This is a genomic window from Paenibacillus motobuensis, assembly GCF_039521865.1.
Taxonomy (GTDB): Bacteria; Bacillota; Bacilli; order Paenibacillales; family Paenibacillaceae; genus Fontibacillus; species Fontibacillus motobuensis.
Map to the genome: position 1 here is coordinate 11,919 of NZ_BAAACX010000009.1, position 17,755 is coordinate 29,673.

The 17,755-nt window shown below is 42.4% G+C and carries 18 protein-coding genes and 1 pseudogene; 17 read left to right on the top strand and 2 right to left on the bottom strand.

What is annotated here, in order from left to right:
* The first annotated feature begins 191 nt into the window (after positions 1–191).
* The 9 genes from ABD014_RS10575 (at position 192) to ABD014_RS10615 (ending at position 11,178) form a co-directional block, all read left to right on the top strand.
* Entirely contained in the window at positions 192–869 is a 678-nt protein-coding gene (locus tag ABD014_RS10575) for a response regulator transcription factor (protein ID WP_343860731.1), read from the top strand.
* Positions 866–2,686 carry a sensor histidine kinase gene (locus ABD014_RS10580; RefSeq protein ID WP_343860733.1) on the top strand — a complete coding sequence of 607 codons (1,821 nt, stop codon included), beginning with the start codon at positions 866–868 and terminating at the stop codon, positions 2,684–2,686. The genes ABD014_RS10575 and ABD014_RS10580 overlap by 4 nt, the downstream gene beginning before the upstream one ends.
* Before the next feature lie 141 nt (positions 2,687–2,827).
* Positions 2,828–3,679 carry a polysaccharide deacetylase family protein gene (locus ABD014_RS10585; RefSeq protein WP_343860735.1) on the top strand — a complete coding sequence of 284 codons (852 nt, stop codon included), beginning with the start codon at positions 2,828–2,830 and terminating at the stop codon, positions 3,677–3,679.
* 180 nt (positions 3,680–3,859) lie between these two features.
* The gene (locus ABD014_RS10590; protein WP_343860737.1) at positions 3,860–4,531 is read left to right on the top strand and encodes a GDSL-type esterase/lipase family protein; all 672 of its coding nucleotides are present in this window, start codon (positions 3,860–3,862) and stop codon (positions 4,529–4,531) included.
* Between the two features lie 35 nt (positions 4,532–4,566).
* Entirely contained in the window at positions 4,567–5,973 is a 1,407-nt protein-coding gene (locus ABD014_RS10595; RefSeq protein ID WP_343860739.1) for an MBOAT family O-acyltransferase, read from the top strand.
* 12 nt (positions 5,974–5,985) lie between these two features.
* Positions 5,986–7,125, top strand: a complete 1,140-nt coding sequence (locus tag ABD014_RS10600) for a DHHW family protein (RefSeq protein ID WP_343860741.1) — start codon at positions 5,986–5,988, stop codon at positions 7,123–7,125.
* Between the two features lie 103 nt (positions 7,126–7,228).
* Positions 7,229–7,624 carry a DUF4358 domain-containing protein gene (locus ABD014_RS10605; protein WP_343860743.1) on the top strand — a complete coding sequence of 132 codons (396 nt, stop codon included), beginning with the start codon at positions 7,229–7,231 and terminating at the stop codon, positions 7,622–7,624.
* Between the two features lie 175 nt (positions 7,625–7,799).
* The gene (locus ABD014_RS10610; RefSeq protein WP_343860745.1) at positions 7,800–9,629 is read left to right on the top strand and encodes a UbiD family decarboxylase; all 1,830 of its coding nucleotides are present in this window, start codon (positions 7,800–7,802) and stop codon (positions 9,627–9,629) included.
* A 121-nt stretch (positions 9,630–9,750) separates the two neighbouring features.
* Positions 9,751–11,178, top strand: coding sequence for a PQQ-dependent sugar dehydrogenase (locus ABD014_RS10615; RefSeq protein WP_343860747.1), 1,428 nt, complete (start codon positions 9,751–9,753; stop codon positions 11,176–11,178).
* Between the two features lie 26 nt (positions 11,179–11,204).
* Here ABD014_RS10615 and ABD014_RS10620 read toward each other — a convergent pair whose 3' ends face one another.
* On the bottom strand, positions 11,205–12,824 hold the full coding sequence (locus ABD014_RS10620) for a GMC family oxidoreductase (protein WP_343860749.1): 1,620 nt from the start codon (positions 12,822–12,824) through the stop codon (positions 11,205–11,207).
* Positions 12,825–13,033: 209 nt separating this feature from the next.
* Here ABD014_RS10620 and ABD014_RS10625 point away from each other — a divergent pair, with 209 nt between their 5' ends.
* From ABD014_RS10625 to ABD014_RS10635, 3 genes are all read left to right on the top strand, one after another.
* Entirely contained in the window at positions 13,034–13,453 is a 420-nt protein-coding gene (locus tag ABD014_RS10625) for a DUF1259 domain-containing protein (RefSeq protein WP_343860751.1), read from the top strand.
* A 50-nt stretch (positions 13,454–13,503) separates the two neighbouring features.
* The gene (locus tag ABD014_RS10630; RefSeq protein WP_343860753.1) at positions 13,504–13,926 is read left to right on the top strand and encodes a DUF1259 domain-containing protein; all 423 of its coding nucleotides are present in this window, start codon (positions 13,504–13,506) and stop codon (positions 13,924–13,926) included.
* 276 nt (positions 13,927–14,202) lie between these two features.
* Positions 14,203–14,616, top strand: a complete 414-nt coding sequence (locus ABD014_RS10635) for a hypothetical protein (RefSeq protein WP_343860755.1) — start codon at positions 14,203–14,205, stop codon at positions 14,614–14,616.
* Positions 14,617–14,711: 95 nt separating this feature from the next.
* Here the strand turns inward: ABD014_RS10635 and ABD014_RS10640 are convergent, their stop codons facing one another.
* Positions 14,712–15,035, bottom strand: coding sequence for a DUF2642 domain-containing protein (locus ABD014_RS10640; RefSeq protein WP_343860757.1), 324 nt, complete (start codon positions 15,033–15,035; stop codon positions 14,712–14,714).
* A gap of 212 nt (positions 15,036–15,247) precedes the next feature.
* Between ABD014_RS10640 and ABD014_RS10645 the strand changes: the two genes are divergently transcribed.
* The 5 genes and pseudogenes from ABD014_RS10645 to arsB all read left to right on the top strand — a co-directional run bounded on the left by ABD014_RS10645 (position 15,248) and on the right by arsB (position 17,754).
* Positions 15,248–15,586 carry an ArsR/SmtB family transcription factor gene (locus tag ABD014_RS10645; RefSeq protein ID WP_343862066.1) on the top strand — a complete coding sequence of 113 codons (339 nt, stop codon included), beginning with the start codon at positions 15,248–15,250 and terminating at the stop codon, positions 15,584–15,586.
* Between the two features lie 3 nt (positions 15,587–15,589).
* Positions 15,590–15,811, top strand: a pseudogene (locus tag ABD014_RS10650) (SRPBCC domain-containing protein); the annotation flags it as partial.
* A gap of 27 nt (positions 15,812–15,838) precedes the next feature.
* Positions 15,839–16,213, top strand: coding sequence for a VOC family protein (locus ABD014_RS10655; protein ID WP_343862068.1), 375 nt, complete (start codon positions 15,839–15,841; stop codon positions 16,211–16,213).
* 156 nt (positions 16,214–16,369) lie between these two features.
* The gene (locus ABD014_RS10660) at positions 16,370–16,705 is read left to right on the top strand and encodes an ArsR/SmtB family transcription factor (RefSeq protein WP_343860759.1); all 336 of its coding nucleotides are present in this window, start codon (positions 16,370–16,372) and stop codon (positions 16,703–16,705) included.
* Entirely contained in the window at positions 16,702–17,754 is a 1,053-nt protein-coding gene (arsB, locus tag ABD014_RS10665) for an ACR3 family arsenite efflux transporter (protein WP_343860761.1), read from the top strand. The genes ABD014_RS10660 and arsB overlap by 4 nt, the downstream gene beginning before the upstream one ends.
* The last annotated feature ends 1 nt before the right edge of the window (position 17,755 follow it).

A 17,755-nucleotide genomic window follows, 5' to 3' on the forward strand; every position in this document is an offset into this window, starting at 1 on the left:
TGCGATGACTCCTTTACGAATAAGTTCACTATAGCAAATATTAAGCGCTTTCTTAAGAGTTGTATAGAAGGAATTGTACCAGGTCATTTGTCTAGTCTTTGAAAACATGCTAGCATCCAATTATACTCATATTGGCAATCGCAAAAAGTCTCAAGTTATGGGTGGTAAGAATAACATTGTGAGGTAGTTATATGACTAGAACAATATTGATTGTAGAAGATGAGCCTATTTTACGGGAAGTTATGAAAGATTATTTCCTGGAAGAAGGATACGAAGTGCTTGAAGCTGGCGATGGAAAAAATGCGCTCGAGTTATTCCACGAACATGAAGTAGATCTGATCATTCTCGATATTATGCTCCCTGAACTAGACGGATGGTCCGTATGCAAACGGATTCGGAAAATATCGAATGTTCCAATTATTATGTTAACAGCTCGTTCGGACGAAGACGATACATTGCTTGGGTTTGAACTAGGAGCTGACGACTATGTCACCAAACCGTACAGCCCTCCAATCTTGCTGGCACGGGCGAAGCGGCTTTTGGAGAGCAGACAGACCCGGGAACAAGAGGACGATACTTTGTCCAGCAGCGGTATTTCCATCCACTTTCCATCCCGAATGGTTACGGTGGATGGGGAAAACTGCAGTTTGACGCATACGGAATTTGAAATTTTGGCTTACCTGATGAAAAACAAAGGAATTATTATAACCAGAGAACAGCTGATTACAAAAATATGGGGATATGACTTCGTCGGTGACGACCGGACCGTTAACAGCCATATCCGTAATTTGCGTTCCAAGTTAGGGGAGCATGCCAAGCATATAGCCACCATTGTTCGATCCGGTTATAAATTCGAGGAGAAGTTATGAAACGGGGCATTGTTCTTAAGCTGTTCCTATTAACGACGGGATTATGCTTATTCATTCTTGCCGTTATTTTTACCTTGCAGACCGTATTTTTCAAACAGTTTTATGTTCATCAGAAAGTGAAGGATGTGAACGCGGCGCTTCAGTCTTATGAACAAGACTACCTGAATCATGTATTGGACACGCAGGAGACGGCAAAGCTGGAGCAAGATTTTTATCAAAAGCATAACACCTGGATTACGACCGTGGACACCCGTGGAAATTTAAAGGATACCGACGATTTCAGCATGGAGATTCAGCTGGAGCCTTCGGATGAGGAGATGTTCTCCAATAGAACAATGACTGTCCCTCTATATAGCTTCATCAACGTAGAGCAATTCAGCTACGATAATCCGTTCCTCACTCCCTGGATTGAAGAAGGTGGAGGGATCGCCATGGAAGGCTTGATCATGGATGGCCAGCCGGTTATCCAGCGGATGGGGAAGAGGGAGTCTAATCTAAGAGATGAAACTCACCTGGAAAATCGGCAGATGGTGAATAAAGAATACGAGGTCGTCAGTCGGTATGAGAATCCGATCCAATATCATGAGAAATATCCCAACTTTCTGGTCAAAGGGATTATTACGAAGGTTCGGATACCGGAAGGGGCAGGGGTCTCGCGTTACACCAATCATTTGCTGCTGGATCGGATCAAGGCTTTCCAAGCGGATCTATTGTACGGCGGCTTGCAGGATAGCACGAATACCAATCAGATCCTGGATTATGAAGAAAACCATGTGAATTACAAAATTTTTGTGAATCGTATTCAGGATCACGACGGAAATCCCGCGTATTTATTCGCGATGACGTCACTCCAACCGGTTAATGAAGCCGCAGGGATGATCAAGGATTACTATGTGTACATCATCATTGCTACTCTGCTTCTCGTGATGCTGGCATCGTTCTATTACTCCCGTCAGATCACTAGGCCATTGCTGCGTATCAACCGTACCACACGGCAAATGGCCGATCTTGATTTTTCAGAGAAAATTCCGATCACAACGAAGGATGAAATCGGGGATTTGTCGCGTAATATTAACGAGCTCTCCGAACGCCTGCACTCCCATATTCTTCGACTTGAGCAGGACATCGAGAAGGAAAAGCAGCTGGAGAATACAAGAAAAGAGTTTATATCCGGCGTATCCCATGAGCTGAAAACTCCACTAAGCGTCATTCAGAGCTGCCTGGCCATTATGAAGGACGGGGTGGCGAGCCATAAACGCGATTATTATTTTCAGGCGATGGAGGACGAAGTCAAAAGAATGGATCTGCTGATCGTGGACATGCTGGAATTGGCCAAATATGAGTCCGGCACGTATACCATGGATATGGATTCCTTTTATATCGACGCTGTTATCGAGCGGGTATGTGCAAAGTTGGCTACGGACATCGAGGCGAAGCAATTGCATCTAGATACGTTGCTGAAACCAATCGAAGTGATGGCAAATGAGCGCCGCATTGAGCAGGTCGTTGTCAATTTCCTCAGCAACGCAATTCGCTATACGCCGGAGCAGGAATCCGTACTCGTCAGAATCTTGGAGGATCGGGACACCGTAAAAATTTGCATCGAAAATAAAGGGACACGCATTCCGGACGAGCAACTGGGGAAGATCTGGGAGCGATTTTATCGCGGAGAGCCTTCTCGCCAGCGGTTGGTCGGTGGCACCGGATTAGGCCTCGCCATTTCCAAGAAAATTCTGGAGATGCATGGCGTGCCTTATGGCGCAATTAATACCCCCGACGGAGTTATGTTTTATTTTCATTTGAATAAAAAAGCGTAGAACTTCGGTTCTGCGCTTTTTATTTTTGCACTTTTTACTGCAGAAAATCTGATTCTATAAATGAATTTGACATGATCTGCACTTTTTCTTCATCTTTCTCTATTATTCTTTCTACATTGAGAGAGAGGAGATGGATTGAAAATGACAGCAAGAACAAACTTTGATCGAGGTCTAAGAGAAAGAAAACATAGAGCTAAGAAGCGTAGACGGCAAATAGTTATGTTCGCAGCTATTGGCTTATTTTGTTTTGGCCTGATGAGATGGATGCTGCCGCCTGGTACAGCCGCGATTGCGAAGCAGCAAGGAGAACAGCCAGTGTACCAACAATCTACGACGAATGTAAGCAAGGTTAATCCAAAAGGCGAGGATGCTAGACCGGAAGGCAAGATCGTTTATTTAACGTTTGACGATGGTCCGAGCGAATGGACAGGGAAATTTCTTGACGTTCTGCAGGAGCATGGCGTTAAGGCGACCTTTTTTATGCAAGGAAGCAATCTTCGGCATAAGGATTTACAAAGCGTGGTGAAGCGTGCGGCAGATGAGGGACATTACATTGGCGGACACAGCATGACCCACCAATACAAAAAGCTGTACGAAGAGGGACAATTCGTATCCGAGATGAAAGACAACCTGGCGCTGATCCATGATATTACAGGAACAAACCAACATTTGGTACGTGCGCCATATGGTTCAGTGCCTGGACTGGACGATACGATCGTTCGCGACCAAATTGCCCAGGAAGGAATGAAGATCTGGGACTGGACCATTGAATCGAACGACTGGAAACTGAAGGATCAACCAGAACAGATCGTCGAGAACATCAAAAAGGCGACAAAAGTTGATTTGGAAGTCGTATTGATGCATGAAAAGCCGCAAACGCTGCAGGTTCTTCCGGAGATCATTGAATTCTACAAAAAAGAAGGATACCGATTTGGCGTTTACGACGATAACGAGCATTTTCATATGAACTTTCAAAAGGATCATCGCTTATAGAAGTGGCTCGGCGCATTAGTGAAATTCTGCAAATGATTTTGATATGATCTGCACTTTATCTTTATCTCCGCCGATTACACTCTTTTCAGGAAGAACAAGTCCAGTTGCAAAGATGGCAGTCTCCATACTGTACAGAGCTAATGAAGCTCTAAATTTAAAATAAAGAGAGGAACTTCAGCTATGAAAAAAATGATTATGATACTACTCTTAGGGAGTCTAACACTCAGCTTGGCCGCATGCGGAAACGAATCCGCGGGACCGCAGCAACCGACATCAACTGCACAAGGGCAGACAACAGATTCGAAAGGATTAACCGAGACTCCTTATCAATCCATCTATAAAGATAGCGTATTTGTAGGAGATTCCATTACGGAGGGGTTATCCTTCCATGATGTTCTCAAAGAGGGAAATGTGCTGGCAGGTGCAGGAAAGACGGCGGAATTTGCGCTGGAAGATATCAACGAGTTAACCGAACGGAACCCGAAGCAAGTCTTTATTCAATTGGGGTCAGACGACATCCTGTGGCCTACGGATAACCCTAAAGAATATTCTATACAGAACTATGTGAAACTGATCGGTTTGATCAAGGAAAAGCTGCCACAAACCCAAATTACGCTTCTAACGGTAACCCCAGTCACAGCCGAAGCGGTGAAGCAGGAACCCAGATACAACAATATCAGCGATTACAACCAAGGCTTAAAAGAGCTGGCGGAGAAGGAGAACATCGGATTTGTTGATTTGTCTCCGTTATTTACAAGCGGCTCTGATGCGCTGTACGATTCGGACGGCATTCATTTTAAACCGGAGTATTATACAAAATTGCTGGATCTGCTGAAAGATCAAGTGAAATAGCATGAGAACGGGTCATCTGTGTGGAGGTGTGGATATTGGTCTTTAGCAGCCTGATATTTCTGTTCCTCTTTCTGCCGCTCACCGTTCTAATCTATTATGTATCGCCTAGGAAGCTTCGAAATGCTGTCCTGCTTGTAGTTAGTCTGATCTTCTATGCATGGGGCGAGCCTTTATACATTCTTATCATGATATTCTCAACCGTATTCGATTATTTCAACGGACTGCTGATCGATAAGTATAGACATCGAAAGCCCATCGCTAGAGCGATATTTATCGGTTCTATGACTGGCAGTTTAGGTATTCTCGGGTTTTTCAAATATGCCGGTTTTGTGGTGGACAATATCAACCATTTGTTTCATCTGAATCTCCAAGCGGCCGACTTGCCGCTGCCTGTGGGCATATCCTTTTACACCTTTCAGACGATGTCTTATGTGATTGATGTCTATTTGGATAAAGTGCCGGTACAGCGTAAATTCATCTCTTTTGGGGCATACGTGACGATGTTCCCACAGCTTGTTGCCGGCCCCATCGTGAAATACGGAGACATCGCGAAGCAGCTCGATTCCCGCAAGGTGACTCTGGATCGATTTGGCGAAGGGGCGGAGCTATTCATCAGAGGTCTGGCCAAAAAGGTGCTTTTGGCCAACAATATCGGCTTATTATGGACAAGCATCAAAGCAACTCCGCTGGAACAATTGACGGTGCTGTCTGCCTGGCTTGGCATTATCGCGTTCACACTGCAAATCTATTTTGATTTCAGCGGGTATTCTGATATGGCCCGCGGACTTGGCAAAATGTTTGGTTTTGATTTTATGGAAAACTTTCGTTACCCCTATATCTCCAAGAGCGTGACGGAATTTTGGCGAAGATGGCATATCTCGCTGGGTACGTGGTTTCGGGAGTACGTGTATATCCCGCTTGGCGGAAACCGGTCAGGGCTGAGGAAGCAGCTCCGGAATTTGTTCGTCGTATGGTTTTTAACCGGTTTATGGCATGGCGCCAGCTGGAATTTTATCGTGTGGGGTTTGTATTTCGGTTTCTTCGTGATGGTTGAGAAATTGCTGCTGCTAAGATGGCTAGAGCGCAGACCCGCTTATGTCGCTCATATCTATACGCTTCTGGTCGTGATCATCGGCTGGGTATTATTCGAAATGGACACTCTGACTTCCGCTGGACGCTTCATCGCTGTGATGTTCGCTTTCGGTGGGCATGGTTGGGCGGATCAGCAGGCGCTTTATGCTTTATCTACGAATGCTATATTACTGGTCGTATTGGCTTTCTGTGCCACTCCATTTCCCGCGAAGATTTTATCCTTTGTGCGAGAGAAATGGAAAATCGCCGGTATGATTACTGTTCCGTTTATCTATATTTTGTTCATGACTCTGTCGACCGCTTATTTGGTCAATGAAACCTACAATCCGTTTTTATACTTTCGATTTTAAGGGGGGCGGCCAATGGACGGACATATCAAAATCAATCGGAAATTGCTAGCTTTATTGCTCCTGCTATTTGTAGGAGTGGTCAGCGCTCTCAATCTTCTGGCACAGGATCAGGAATTCTCGGAATCGGAGAACCGGATGCTGGAGCAGTTGCCGACTTTCTCGCTGAAAACACTGATGTCGGGGACATTTACTTCCGATTTCGAGAAATACGTGTCCGACCAATTTATTTATAGGGATATTTGGATCGGTGTGAAAACTGATACGGACCGCATCACGGGGAGAAAGGAGAGTAATGGAATATACCTTGGCAAGGACGGGATTCTGATTCAGAATTTTATCCCACCGGCAGAAGAGGATTTGCAGGAGAAGGTGGATGCCATTCAGGCGTTTGACCAAGCCACACCTAGTTTGAAGAAATATGTGATGCTGGTCCCAACAGCTGCGGCTCTGTATAAAGATAAGCTTCCGAAATATGCTATGGTCGGCGATGAAGAAGCGTATCTGGGCAAAGTCCAGCGTTTGCTGCCACCCAGTATTCATTTTATTGATGTGTTCCCTGCTTTGTATGCGGAACGGGAGCAGCCTATATTTTATAAAACAGATCATCATTGGACGACCGAAGGCGCTTATGTCGCCTATCTGGAGCTTTGCAGGCAAATGGGGCTGACGCCTCAGAGCAAGGAGGATTTTACTATCCAACAAGTAACCGGTGAGTTTTACGGTTCACTGTATTCCAAGAGTGGGTTCAGACATTTGCAGCCGGACAGCATTGATCTGTATCTGCCGAAGGATCCGGAGAACTATACCGTAACCTATGTCGATGAAGAGGAAAGCACGGATACGTTATATGCGATGGAACAGCTTCAAAAGAAGGATAAATATGCGGTGTTTCTGAACGGCAACCATGCGCTTATCCATATCAAAACGGCTCATCCAGATGGGAAAAAGCTGCTTGTAGTCAAAGATTCCTACGCCAACAGCTTCTTTCCTTTCTTGTTGAAGCATTTCAGTGAAATTGATGTGGTAGACCTGCGTTACTACGACGGAGAGTTAACGACGTTTGTGAATGAGCACGACATCGATGACATGCTGCTGCTATATAATGCAAACACATTTTTTGAAGATCCATCTATTAAATATTTATCGGAGTGATTGTATGAGAGGGCAAAGGAAGGGTAGAAGAAGGCTTTTACCTATAGTTATGAGCTTTATCTTCACGCTTAGCGTTCTGACTGGTTGTTCGGGCAAGGATGACATGGCTACAAACAAATTGTCAGCTGCCCAAATCAGAGAAAGAATCGAACAGGCAGTGAGCTTGAAGGACATGAAAGAGGGAGACCAGAACAAACTGCAAAAGTTGTATAAGATTGATGCGGAGAGTGTTGAAGACTTTATCCTTTATACATCTACATCGAATGTGAGAGCGGACGAATTGGTTATCATCAAGCTTAAGGATCCAAGTCAAGCCGAGAACGTCAAAGAGAAGATCACACAACGAATAGATGCGCAAAAAATTAAATTCAAGGACTATCGTCCAGACGAATATTTCTTGGTAGAACATCATGTGCTGAAGACGAAGGGGGCATTTGTCTTCTTTGCAGTTTCCAAAGAGGCCGATCAAATGGAGCGTGCATTTGACGATGCATTTTAAAATAGGTGAAGAAATTTACTTGCGATAGAACCAGTAGCATCCATTCTGAGAGATACCGACAATAGTATTTAAACTGACTTCAGTATTTAACTGATAATTTAATTACTATCGTTTATAATTTAGATATGATGAAGTAAAATAATGATCTTATATATGCAGAATGGAGCTAACTATAATGTATCGCAATTTAGAAGATTGCCTCATTGATTTAGAGAAGCATGGTCATTTGGTTCGGGTCCGAGAAGAAGTTGATCCGTATCTTGAGATGGCTGCAATTCATTTGAAAGTGTATGAGGCGGGAGGTCCTGCCTTACTGTTTGAGCGCGTAAAAGGATCTCAATTTCGTGCGGTTTCTAATCTTTTTGGTACAATGGAGCGCAGTAAGTTTATTTTTCGAAAGACGTGGGATTCTGTACACAATGTAATGGCAGTTCGCAACGATCCAATGAAAGCTCTTAAAAAACCCTTTAGCAATATAGGGACTGGATTAGCCGCATTTAAAGCACTTCCGTTAAAAAAATGGGGCAAGCCTTCGGTTATGGCCCAAGAAGTTCAAATATCAGATCTTCCGCTGATTCATCATTGGCCCAATGATGGCGGTGCTTTTGTAACACTGCCGCAGGTTTATTCAGAGGATCCCGAAAAACCCGGAATTATGAATTCCAACTTAGGCATGTACCGCATTCAATTAACCGGCAATGAATATGAGATGAATAAAGAAATTGGACTGCATTATCAAATTCATCGGGGAATCGGAGTTCATCAGACAAAGGCGAATAAAATGGGGATGCCGCTCAAAGTAAGCTGTTTTATTGGCGGTCCGCCAGCACATACCTTAGCAGCCGTTATGCCGCTGCCGGAAGGATTAAGTGAAATGACGGTCGCTGGTATGCTGTCGGGGCATAACTTTAGATACAATTATGTCGATGGTTACTGTATCAGCAGTGATGCTGATTTTGTAATTACAGGGGAGATATATCCTGAAGATACAAAACCAGAAGGGCCTTTTGGAGATCATTTAGGCTACTATAGTCTAATTCATCCTTTTCCAGTGATGAAAATTCATAAAGTATATGCCAAGCCGAATGCGATTTGGCCATTTACAGTCGTAGGAAGACCTCCGCAAGAGGACACATCTTTTGGCGAACTCATTCACGAATTGACTGGTGATTCGATCAAGCATGAAATTCCGGGGGTAAAAGAGGTTCATGCAGTAGATGCTGCGGGGGTTCATCCGTTGCTTTTCGCTGTTGGCAGCGAGAGATATACACCTTATCAACAAGTAAAGAAACCTACTGAGCTCCTTACACTGGCGAATCGTATATTAGGCACGGGACAATTAAGCTTGGCTAAATATTTATTTATTACTGCTGAAGATAACGAACCCATTAATTCACATCATGAAGTAAATTTCTTAACTTATATTTTAGAGCGAATCGATCTGCGTCGTGACATTCATTTTTATACGAATACTACGATTGATACCCTTGATTATTCGGGGACAGGTCTGAATAGCGGCAGTAAAGTAGTTATTGCGGCATATGGAGATAAACTGAGAAATTTATGCCATGAAGTACCTGAAAATTTAAAGGGCATACGTGGATATGAGAATGTTCGGCTTATCATGTCGGGTGTTGTGGCAATGCAAGGTCCTAAATTTAACAGCTATGCCGATACAGAGAATGAAATGCGAGGGTTGTGTGATGCTCTTCAAGAGAAGGGACCTTTCGAAACCTGTCCAATGATTGTTCTCTGCGACGACAGCTCGTTTTTGAGTGAATCGATCCATAACTTCTTGTGGGTTACATTTACGCGCAGCAATCCTTCCCATGATATTCATGGAGTGAATAGCTTTTATGAGCATAAGCACTGGGGTTGTGATAATTTAATCATCGATGCCCGTACTAAGCCGCATCAAGCACCACCTTTAGTTCCCGATCCAACTGTAGAGAAGAAGATTGAGCGTTTATTTGTAAAAGGAGCTAGTCTGGGCGGTATTATATAATTTGGAATAGTAATTGACAAGGTAATGTCGCTAATGTCGAAAGAAGCTATCATTGGTACTATCAGAACACTTCTACTCATACTTTTAATAAAAAAGATACGAGGAAGGAGTGTACAGCTATTTGATACAAGTTAAGGTCAGTTTACGGCCCATTGTAAGTAAGATCAATATGCCTACTGTTTTGAAAACAGCTATACTTCCGGGTGATTCGATGGAAAGATTATTTGTAGCAACTCAGGTAGGGGAGATCTTTTACATAGGGAACGGGGTTATAGGGACTTTTTTAGATATTCGCCAACGAATCATAAAATTAGGCGCCTCTAGTGGTGGGTATGATGAACGGGGGTTGGTCGGGCTAGCATTTCATCCTGATTTTTATTATAACGGTTTGTTTTATCTCCATTATTCAGTGGCTGGGAGCCAAGGTCCAGGTGCACTTACAGGTACTTTTGAATCCTTTAAGCCCAACCCATGTGATGCTGGAACCTTAAACTTAAAGTGGTTAAATAGAGAAACTCAATATGATCATATTGATACCGTTGAAGAATGGGTTCTAAATTCGAAGGGTCAACCTCAAAGACAGCGGACATTATTGAATATAAGAAGGCCATTTTTAAATCATAATGGTGTCAATAGCTTGAATTTTTCACCTGAAACAGGAAAACTTGTTTTGACTACTGGAGACGGCGGATCCGGCTATGATCCATTTAACTTAAGTCAAAATGATATGGAAATCGCTGGTAAAATAATTGAAATTGATGTATCTAAGCATACATTTATTGATAACCCGCCCGTAGTTACACGTTTTAATGAGCTACCCGTACCAATTCAGGAGACGCTTATGGTAATTGCCAAGGGAGGCCGCAATATACCAGGCATTTCATTTCAAAGGTTTTATAATTATTATATCAAATATGTAGGAAATGTCGGACAGGATCTCGTAGAGTCGATTTTTTCGTTCATTCATTATAAACCAATACCTGTTACTCAGCTTGTTCAAGCGGCTTTAATGAATTCTGAACCTGACCAAAAAGGATTTATTAACTTTGGCTGGAGAGGGTGGGAAGGCGCTTTTCCGACTTCGATCATCACAGGCTGCTCTGCAAATCCCGCTTTGGATGAGAAAACAATGTCTTATTACGATGAAGCTATTGAAACTTCGGTACGACGTCTTCAGCCTCTAATTAGTTATTTTCATAAAGATCCCCGAAGCGATAAGTTTGGAGGAACTGCGCTTACTGGAGTCCAGCCATATATGGGAAATGGAATCCCCGGTTTAACGGGATGTGTTGTGTTTTCCGATCTGGCCAGGAAAGAAGAATCTCATCATCCAGTGCGAGGGGTTTTAGCTTATACCAGTGTTCCAAAAGAGTGCAAACTAAATGATTTTAGTGTTATTAAAGTCGATTATAATTTTGGGCCTCAATCCGCTTATTATGTTAGTATGGGAGCGAATCTCAATCAATCCAGACTATATTTAGGCGTTTATGGCTCTACCAAAGTGGCCGATGCTCACCAAGGCACTGTTTTTGAAATTATTCCAAAATAAAGGGGCTGATTAGCCCCTTTTTGAATTCACTCTTGCGCGTATTCTGTTCGTGCTCTTTGCTTTTTTTGACGGTTTGTTTTTATACATAATTGCTTCGCTATTGTATAACCGATAAGATATGCAGCGGAAGAAGTGTTGCCATCAACTGTGAATGGGACATTGGATGCATCTGCAACGATCAAATTCTTGACCCCATGTACATTTCCTCTACGATCAACAACGCCCCCTTTTGATAAAGGCGCCATTCGCAGAAAACCTTGCTGATGATGATTATGGTCGAAATTTTCTATAATATACTCTCCGAGTTTGTCATCATCATCGATGATATCAAATGTAGGTGATAGAAGCTGATAAGAAGGATCAATTTGTGATAACTCGAGAGCAATATTCTTGATATAAGTTCGATAAATTCTTTTTACAGCCTCCATGTCATCTGGATCAGAAAGAAACCCCTCGTCTGCCAATACAATGTTTAGCGGATCTTTGCTTTGTATGCGGATATTCCCTTTGCTCTTAGGTCGCAAATACAGAATCGCTATGGTCAATTGCCCATTGGATCCGATACCAAGGAGTTGAACGGCCCGCTCTCCAGGATGGTTACCGGATGGATCCGGCAAGAAAGCACCTCCTGTATAAAGTGCATTTGGATCTTGGGAAGGGAGCGGACGGTCATTGGGATTGGTAGCAAATACAGCGAAGTTTAAAGTGTGATTTTTTAATCGCTGTCCTACGTTTGGATTATTGAAGATGACCGGGATGCCTGCCTTTTTTAACATGTTAGCGGGTCCGATCCCAGACAGCATCAGTATCTGAGGGCTATTGATCCCTGCTGATATAATAACCTTTTTACGAGAGTATGCACGGGTGCATTTACCATCCTTCAAAAATTCAACTCCAATCGCATGATTTCCGGAAAAGAGAATACGAAGAGCTGTTGTTCTAAACAGGACGGTTAGCTTACGATTATTAACCCCCCGACCTGATGGTGTCATAATATCCGCAGACAAAAAGGCTGTGGAGGAGCTCTCCCTCAGGCCATCAGGTTGTTGGTATAATTGCCAGCGTGTGAACGATCCAAGGGGGGTATCAGGATCATTGTAGTCAAGAATTATTGGATATCCAGAAGCCCGCTCGATCGCAGTTGCTAATTTTTGTGCCATCGGGGTAGGATCTTCAGGCGCTTGCCTGATACTTATTCTTCCTTTATAACCGTGTGCGGCCATATTTGTAGTTGAACCATCGAATTTCTCCAACTGTTTGAAACGTCGTATGGCTTTATCAGGCGACCATATAGGCCCCAGCAGTCGTTCCCATTTTTTGAGTACAGCTGCTGTGGGGCGTACATATTGTTCACCATTTATGGATGAACCGCCTCCTGAGAGACGTCCCGTAGTCCACTCGAATGAGCGGCCATCGAGTCCTTCCTGGGGAACCCCTTCACCTTGCCAGAAGTAATTTGGGGAGTAATTTTCTTCAAGTTCCAATGCAAAGGTGGAATCCTTGATCGGTATATCTTGATCATGATTTCCGCCTGATTCTAGGACAAGTACAGAGGTTCGTTTGTCGTCAGTAAGCGTCTTCGCAATAACAGCTCCTGCCGGACCTGTGCCCACAACAATATAATCATAAGTTAAGTTCTTCTTCATGAATGGTCTCCTTTTAGTAAACTAATTTAGAATATTGTTTTGTTCTGAGAAAGGTGCCTATTTCTGTCTAGATCCTCCATTGAAGAGGGAACTGCTTGTATTCCATCTAGGTCATTTAACAAATATTTTGTTAATAGGAACAGTCATCCAAGTCCCATCTATATCCTCCGTCATAGGATAGACAGAACATGATGAAAGGGAGGATTTAAATGGCGCAACATGCGAAGGTAAGCCAACAATTCAAAAGGTTGTGTGCTCAATTTGGGAGAATATTAGGGGGCGAATCGGAAGTTGAAGAAGGTCCGGTTTGCTTTGTCACGCGGATGACGAACTTGAGGGAGAAGATCTTGGGAAGAAGAACGAGATCCCCATTAGTTCAAATGCAAATGTTCTCTTTCGAATCACTTGATAGGTCGGGACGCGCGCTTTGTTTGGGTGAGACTGCCGTACACCAGAATCAGGTTAATCGATTGATATCGAATCTTCGGAAACGTGGGATCAAAGTGACTGCGGTCCATAATCACTGGCTAAAAGAAAATCCTCGGTTAATGTATATGCATTGGGAAGCCACTATGAATCCGATTGAATTTGCTAAAAAAACCAAAGCATCCATTGCATTCTTAGGTTGAAGTAGTCGACATGAAGGTGTATTGATCATTTAATGAAAGGATGATACTGAATGTCTGAACAAGTTAAAGCAAGTCCCCGTTTTATAAGACTATGTAATCAATTTTCATCCATTTTAGGTGGGACTGAGCATACAATCACAAAAGGTCCAGTTTGTTTTGTCTCCAGAAATAGGAGGTTTAAAGCCTCTATCTTAGGAAGACGTACGACATCCCCATTGGTCCGTTATCAACTGTTCTCATTTGAATCATTGGACAGTTCAGGACGTGCACTTTGTTTAGGGGAAACAGCTCTCTTCCAAAACCAAGTCAATCGATTACTGTCCAATCTTCGAAAGAACGGGATTAAGGTAACGGCGGTTCATAATCACTGGCTATTTGAGAGCCCTCGACTTATGTATATTCACTGGGAATCGATCGATGATCCTATTGCATTCGCAAGGAAAGTAAAGCGCTCTATCGCCTTCTTGGGTTAGAAGGACTAGGGCAACTTATTTCAATCAAACTATAAGAGGCTGCCAACATCGGCAGCCTTTTTTATGGTGTTTTGTGCTGAAAACCGACTTTTGAATATACACTTATGTTCGTTTTGGCATTTGACGCTTTATGGTTTAAAAGTGACAAAGAATTTTTGATTGCAAAATTCTTTTATTAGGTGGATAATTGCGATAATAGATCAAGAAGGAACCGAGCTTCAAAGGTTCTTCTGTTGATATAGGATAAACAAATGGGAACAAGGAGCGTGTATGTATATGCGGGAGAGACTACAAAGCGAAGAGGCAGCATTGATAAAACAGAGTGTTCAAGAATATTTGCTGAGATTACAAAGTGAGCATAAAGACGCTTCAGACAAGGAATTTCTCAATCATCAGATCGAAGTCGCCCAATCAGTATTCGACAAAGTACTTGGTCTAAGACTATCACAAGATGGCAAGATAAGTAGTGCTAAGGAAGGCCCTGAGGGAATGTTAGTGTTTAAGGCGAATTATAAGTACCATGGACGAGATAAGAAAATTAGAACGGGAAGCATGGTTGTTCAAGCCTGGCATAGGGATTCAGTTAAGGAAGCAATTAAAGACCGCCTTCATAAAGAACGTGGTTGGGAAAAAGGATGGATCTTTGTCGATACGATTCAACAAATGGAAGCAATGGGTGATGCAAATTAAATAAGAAGTCTCGGAAATCGCGGCTTTATGTTTTTAAAGATGTAAGTCATCGCCCAAGTTGATGGACGAGACTTACATCTTTTGTTTAGCAGGATTTATTTCTCCTCTGCTTTTTCAAAGAAAACAATCTCACTTATTCGAATGTGATGCAATTTTCCATCAACGACGAGAGCTATGTGATCAATAAAAACATTATCCAAGGTGCCTACTAATTTGCCTACAACTGTCGTGACGGCAATCTTTGACCCGATGTGTTGTTTCAAATGCTCGATGAATTTGGGTTCCACAATTGTCGTGTACATCGTATTTTTGGGTAATACCGGAGTTTCTCTGCGCTGTGGGTCTTCATTCCGATAATATGGCGGATTTGGGAACGGGGCATAGGCTTGCGGATAGCCATAGTACACATATCTATTCATGTGGTAATACTCCTTTGTACATTAATTTGATTAACATATCTATAACATATGACAAATACCTATATGAGGTTCGTGAATAATGAGGGGAGTTTATTTTGAATATACCTTAACGGGAATATTCCGAATGGGGTATATTAAAGATGAAAGTTGCCCTGAATAACGGTGAAGATAAAGTAGAAACTGTTAACTACAGAGGTGAGAGACAATATGTCATGAATAAATCTGTATTGGATATAACGACGTTGAGTGCATTAGCTGAACCGAATCGTATGAATATCGTTCAACTATTGCGTGACGGCCCTCTGACCGTAGGTGAAATCGCCGATCGCTTGGGGCTTCGCCAACCCCAGGCGTCGAAGCATTTAAAAGTACTTAGCGATAGCAGGATTGTGGAAGTACGAGTCGATGCGAACCGTCGGATCTACAAGCTCCGGTCTGAGCCCTTCCAAGCGATGGACATTTGGCTACAGTCCTTCCAGCATATTATGGAAGAGCGATTTGACAACTTGAACTATTACTTGCATGAACTGCAAAATAAGGAAAAACCATAACACTTCAACGATTACTTCTCAGATGCCGAAGGCAATATTAACGAGTCCCTGCCAGCTACCTTAATCACGATAGAATTTATCAATTTGGGCAGCAAGACGAAATTGGTGAACCGTTCTGAATATGTGTCAGCAGAGGCCCTTAAAACAGTTATAGACATGGGCATGATGCAAGGAATCAGCGAAACCTGGGATCGTTTGGCCGAGTTGTTGGAGTCACTTAAGTAATTATTTCACAATAGGAGTGTATAGATGATGATTGATAAAATTGGCCAGGTTATGTTGTATGTGAATAACCAAGATGAATCCAGAGATTTTTGGACAGAAAAGCTAGGGTTCGAGATCATTTCGGAAGAAACCAATGGTCCAATGAGATGGATCGAAATTGCTCCTAAAGGTGCAGCTACCAGCATAGTTCTTCATAGTAAAGAGTTCGTTGCCCAGATGAACCCTGATATGAACCTCGGAACACCATCTCTCATGTATTTCACTGAGAAATTCGATGAGTTATATAGTGATCTGAAAAATAAAAATGTAAAAGTTGGAGAGATTGTTGAACTGCCGACTGGTAGAGTCTTCAACTTCGCAGATAACGAAGAAAATTACTTTGCCGTATTGGAAAAGAAATAAGTTCGTTCAATATGGCACGAAAGCAGCTAATCATGATGATTAGCTGCTTTTTTTGCAATAGGCATAATTAAATAATTACTTGATTATATAAGTGAATGCTTATATAATGATTTTGAAAATATACGATCGGAATGAGTATGGGAAGGAGGGACAAATGTGATTCCTACAGATATCATGGCAGAACAACTCAAGTTGTTAGGGGATAAAACACGTTTAAACATTATCAATATTTTATTTCACCAAGAAGCTTGCGTATGTCACTTGGTTGAAATCTTAAAGATGACTCAACCGAATATCAGTCAACATATGCGTAAATTAAAAGACGGTGGCCTTGTACAAGAACAACGTAGAGGTCAATGGATCTTTTATTCTTTGGATATGAATGATAAACCCTACATCCGCGAAATACTGATGCATTTACCCGAATTAAGCGAAGAATCCAGGTCCGTTCTAAATGAAATTCCGTGTAAGCCAAAGGAGGACTGCATATGAGTCAGACTATCAAGCGATTATCTTTTCTAGATCGATTTTTAACGATTTGGATATTCGCTGCGATGGCAATAGGTATTTTACTCGGAAGCTTATTGCCGGGGGTATCGGATACTCTAACAGAGATGCAAATAGGTACTACCTCTATTCCGATAGCTATCGGCCTTATCTTAATGATGTATCCTCCACTTGCAAAGGTTCGTTATGAGAAATTGGGACAGGTATTTAAAGATTGGAAGGTACTTATTCTCTCATTGATTCAGAACTGGATACTGGGTCCGATCCTCATGTTTGTCCTAGCCATCCTGTTTTTGAGTGATATGCCTGAATACATGATTGGTCTTATTATGATTGGCCTTGCTCGCTGTATCGCTATGGTACTAGTGTGGAGCGATTTAGCGAAAGGTGATCCAGATTATACGGCAGGACTTGTAGCTTTTAACTCAATATTTCAGATCCTATTCTATTCTGTATCTGCTTATATCTTCATCACGGTATTGCCAGAATGGTTCGGCATCGCTGGAATGGAAGTAAACATTACCATAGGGCAAATAGCAGAGAGTGTTTTAATCTACCTAGGAATCCCGTTTGTGGCTGGATTTTTGACACGTTTTTTCCTTGTTCGTTCTAAAGGGGAAGGTTGGTACGTTCAGAAATTTATTCCGAAGATTAGTCCACTAACCTTAATCGCCTTGCTGTTTACGATCCTTATGATGTTTTCCTTAAAGGCAAATATGATTGTAAGTTTACCGTTAGACGTGGTTCGTATCGCCATCCCTTTAGTCATTTACTTTGTTATTATGTTTCTTGCGTCGTTTTACTTATCTCATAGAACCGGAGCAAGCTATCAAGTGTGTACTTCGCTATCTTTCACAGCGGCTAGTAATAATTTTGAATTAGCGATTGCAGTTGCGATTGGGGTATTTGGAATTAATTCGGGGCAGGCATTTGCTGCGGTGATAGGTCCTCTTGTTGAGGTGCCTGTATTGATCCTGCTTGTGAATGTAGCGCGTAGGTTTGAAAGAAAATATTTCTCAACAAAGGGGTCGTAAT

Bases quoted from the DNA above. Each gene is read 5' to 3' on its own strand.
- ABD014_RS10575 (WP_343860731.1), top strand. From the start codon at position 192: ATGACTAGAACAATATTGATTGTAGAAGATGAGCCTATTTTACGGGAA.
- ABD014_RS10580 (WP_343860733.1), top strand. From the start codon at position 866: ATGAAACGGGGCATTGTTCTTAAGCTGTTCCTATTAACGACGGGATTA.
- ABD014_RS10585 (WP_343860735.1), top strand. From the start codon at position 2,828: ATGACAGCAAGAACAAACTTTGATCGAGGTCTAAGAGAAAGAAAACAT.
- ABD014_RS10590 (WP_343860737.1), top strand. From the start codon at position 3,860: ATGAAAAAAATGATTATGATACTACTCTTAGGGAGTCTAACACTCAGC.
- ABD014_RS10600 (WP_343860741.1), top strand. From the start codon at position 5,986: ATGGACGGACATATCAAAATCAATCGGAAATTGCTAGCTTTATTGCTC.
- ABD014_RS10605 (WP_343860743.1), top strand. From the start codon at position 7,229: ATGGCTACAAACAAATTGTCAGCTGCCCAAATCAGAGAAAGAATCGAA.
- ABD014_RS10610 (WP_343860745.1), top strand. From the start codon at position 7,800: ATGTATCGCAATTTAGAAGATTGCCTCATTGATTTAGAGAAGCATGGT.
- ABD014_RS10620 (WP_343860749.1), bottom strand. From the start codon at position 12,824: ATGAAGAAGAACTTAACTTATGATTATATTGTTGTGGGCACAGGTCCG.
- ABD014_RS10625 (WP_343860751.1), top strand. From the start codon at position 13,034: ATGGCGCAACATGCGAAGGTAAGCCAACAATTCAAAAGGTTGTGTGCT.
- ABD014_RS10630 (WP_343860753.1), top strand. From the start codon at position 13,504: ATGTCTGAACAAGTTAAAGCAAGTCCCCGTTTTATAAGACTATGTAAT.
- ABD014_RS10635 (WP_343860755.1), top strand. From the start codon at position 14,203: ATGCGGGAGAGACTACAAAGCGAAGAGGCAGCATTGATAAAACAGAGT.
- ABD014_RS10640 (WP_343860757.1), bottom strand. From the start codon at position 15,035: ATGAATAGATATGTGTACTATGGCTATCCGCAAGCCTATGCCCCGTTC.
- ABD014_RS10645 (WP_343862066.1), top strand. From the start codon at position 15,248: ATGAATAAATCTGTATTGGATATAACGACGTTGAGTGCATTAGCTGAA.
- ABD014_RS10655 (WP_343862068.1), top strand. From the start codon at position 15,839: ATGATTGATAAAATTGGCCAGGTTATGTTGTATGTGAATAACCAAGAT.
- arsB (WP_343860761.1), top strand. From the start codon at position 16,702: ATGAGTCAGACTATCAAGCGATTATCTTTTCTAGATCGATTTTTAACG.